Annotated in this window: 4 protein-coding genes; all 4 read right to left on the reverse strand. The window is 39.1% G+C overall.

All coding sequences use genetic code 11. The features are described 5' to 3' along the window. Positions 1-118: 118 nt before the first annotated feature. A complete protein-coding gene (locus ACEW8O_RS08900; protein WP_373494273.1) occupies positions 119-571 on the reverse strand; it encodes an ester cyclase in 453 nt (150 codons plus the stop codon). Positions 572-620: 49 nt separating this feature from the next. Further along, positions 621-1,172, reverse strand: a complete 552-nt coding sequence (locus ACEW8O_RS08905) for a nuclear transport factor 2 family protein (protein ID WP_373494274.1) — start codon at positions 1,170-1,172, stop codon at positions 621-623. Between the two features lie 134 nt (positions 1,173-1,306). After that, on the reverse strand, positions 1,307-2,113 hold the full coding sequence (locus tag ACEW8O_RS08910; RefSeq protein WP_373494275.1) for a DUF6597 domain-containing transcriptional factor: 807 nt from the start codon (positions 2,111-2,113) through the stop codon (positions 1,307-1,309). A gap of 107 nt (positions 2,114-2,220) precedes the next feature. Beyond that, a partial coding sequence (locus ACEW8O_RS08915; RefSeq protein WP_373494276.1) for a DUF1080 domain-containing protein occupies positions 2,221-2,604 on the reverse strand: 384 nt, incomplete at its 5' end.

A 2,604-nucleotide genomic window follows, 5' to 3' on the forward strand; every position in this document is an offset into this window, starting at 1 on the left:
AAAACCATTAACTTCTTTACAGTATAAGAAAGAAATAGACGATGCTGTTGCTGAAGTGAATAAAAGTGGCGTAGTATCCCAGGAACAAATGAAATAAGAATTTCATTTCCTTAGTAATCTACGACAATTGACTAACAAACCGGTCATGTTGCCAGTCCACTTGGATGTCCTTTATTTTATCTTCATCAGTAAACTGAAAAATAAAAATATGTTCTGATCTGAAGCGTTTGCCCAAAGAAGGTAATCCCGCAAAATCCTTTTTCTGAGTTCCGAAAATATCCACTTTACATGTTACGGCATTTTCTTTATCCTGATATTGTTGCTCTATAACGGTATTGTCCAAGTCCGGGAATGCATCCATCAATGCCGTCCAAACAGCTTTTCCTACCTCATTGATTTTTCCCGTGTAGTCACTGCCCAAGGGAATAAATGCAACAGTGCCTTTAGGGTCACATAGGCCCATCATCCGGTCAATTTCCATATCCTGATAAGCTGAGAAAAACTCCAGGCTGACTCCTTTTCTAACAGCAGATTCCTGGCTGTCCTGAATTGTTTTTGAGATAATTTTCATAAGATTGTCAATTTAGTTTTATCGATATTTGTGTTTTCTTTATTGTATTTTAGCCTTCCAACAACCAACCGGCATAAACGATTTTCCATTGGCCATTGTGTTTCTCCAGAATCCTTGTTTCCCTACTTAATCCGGGCATGTCCATGGTAGGGTCTCCTGTATCCTCTCCATATTGGTCAAAGGTCATCCACGCGACATCCTGATAAATCCGAAGGTTGATGTTTTCTCTCCTTACATTGGTGGCAGTTGGATTTTCTTCAGGACTATTCTCCATGTGCCTTTTTGTCCTCTTACTTCTTTCTTCCCATCCTTGGACCACAGTCACCCCGCCTGCTTCCCACCATCCCAGCGTCCTGATAAAATCCTCATGAACCCAATAGGAAGCATAACCTTCAAAATCCTTTTTCCAGAATGCTTTGGATTCATTTTCGATCACCTGCAGGATCTCTTGTTTTTCCTTTTCAAAATTGATCTGATTGGGGAATTTGGAATCGTCAGAACTCGCCTGATTTGGCTGACAGCCTGACAAAGAAAAGCACATGCTTACCCCAAGCAGAAGAAGAGAATAATTGATGATGCTTTTTAATTTTATATTTTTCATAATTCAGTTAAAAATTGTGTTTGATAATATTGATTTCCGGTTCCAGTGATTTTGTCAATACATAATTTCCTGAAATCCAATGATCAAAATTATCCAATTGGAAACCCACTAACTTGTAAAAATGCGTACGGGATTTATTTTTCCATGTAGCGGATCAATTCCCTGTGTTTTTGGTAATATTCTGATGGGTTCATTTGATTGAAGGCCTTATAGTCTTTTGCCAAATGGGACTGATCATGAAAGCCGTTTTCGAACACAATATCCTGCCAGTCCACTTCCTGATTATGGACAACCTTGTTGGACAGGTAGCCAAATCGTTTGATCCTGGCATACAATTTTGGTGAGATCCCGACTTTCTCCTGAAATTTCTTTTCCAGATATCTTCGGCTGATTTTGAATTGGGAAAGGACTTCATCAATGGTCAACATCCCGTTTTTTTGATCAATAAAATCTATGGCCTCATCTATGATCGAAAGATTTCTCTTTACAGTTTCAGAATAGAAAATAAGGAAGTTTTCCAAAATCTTGATTCGGGCTTCAATGGATGTCTCACTTTTTATTTCCTGATGGATCTTATGTCCTTTCTCTCCCAAAAAATCTCCAAGGTTTAGACGCTTGTTTACCATTGAGGCCATATTCAATCCAAAAAAATTATGGAGAGAGGAAGCCTTGAGCACAATTCCGATCATACCTATTTTGCCCTTTAACTCCAAATGGTAATTACCGGTGAATTGACCTGATGCAAAAGCCAGGGGAACTTGCTCTTTTTGTTCCTCCTGGATAAAAGCCCAATATGGATCGGCATAATTGAAAACCAACGCATTGAATCCCGAAGGGGGGCTTTGGACCAAAAGTGTTTCGGTAGTTTCCCCTTCCCAAACAAAGAAACATTCCACAAAAGTGGTCAATTCTGAAGCGGGCTGGAATTTTTTATATAACATGATCCTTTTTGATGAAAAAACTATCGATCATTGGTCTTAAATTCACCTATCTAATTGACTTATAGGTGTTAATATACTTTATTTTCATTAAAAGTAAACCTGATTGCCTAATCAATCCTATTAAATTTTTTGAGATCCAATTTCCTAAACTCCACTTCTGCACCCTCAGCCTGAATGGCTATTTTTCCTTTTGAGGCGGTGGCCCCAAAACCATGGTTGACCATGTCACCGTTTACCCAGACTTTTACCTCATCGCCTTTGCATTCAATGACCATTTGGTTCCATTCCCCTACAGGCTTCTCTGAACCATCTGTAAGGTTCAAAATTCTTCTGCCTTTTCCTTCTATTACCCCCCAATTGTCTTTTGGCCCACGTCTTTCTTCCATGTGAGGTACTTGGATATTTTCTCCAATACACCAAAAATCCCCTGCATTTTCATGCATCATCTGGACCTCTATGGATTTGGGAAACATATTATATAGGGTTCTGGG

This window comes from Aquiflexum sp., assembly GCF_041749095.1.
Lineage (GTDB): Bacteria > Bacteroidota > Bacteroidia > Cytophagales > Cyclobacteriaceae > Aquiflexum.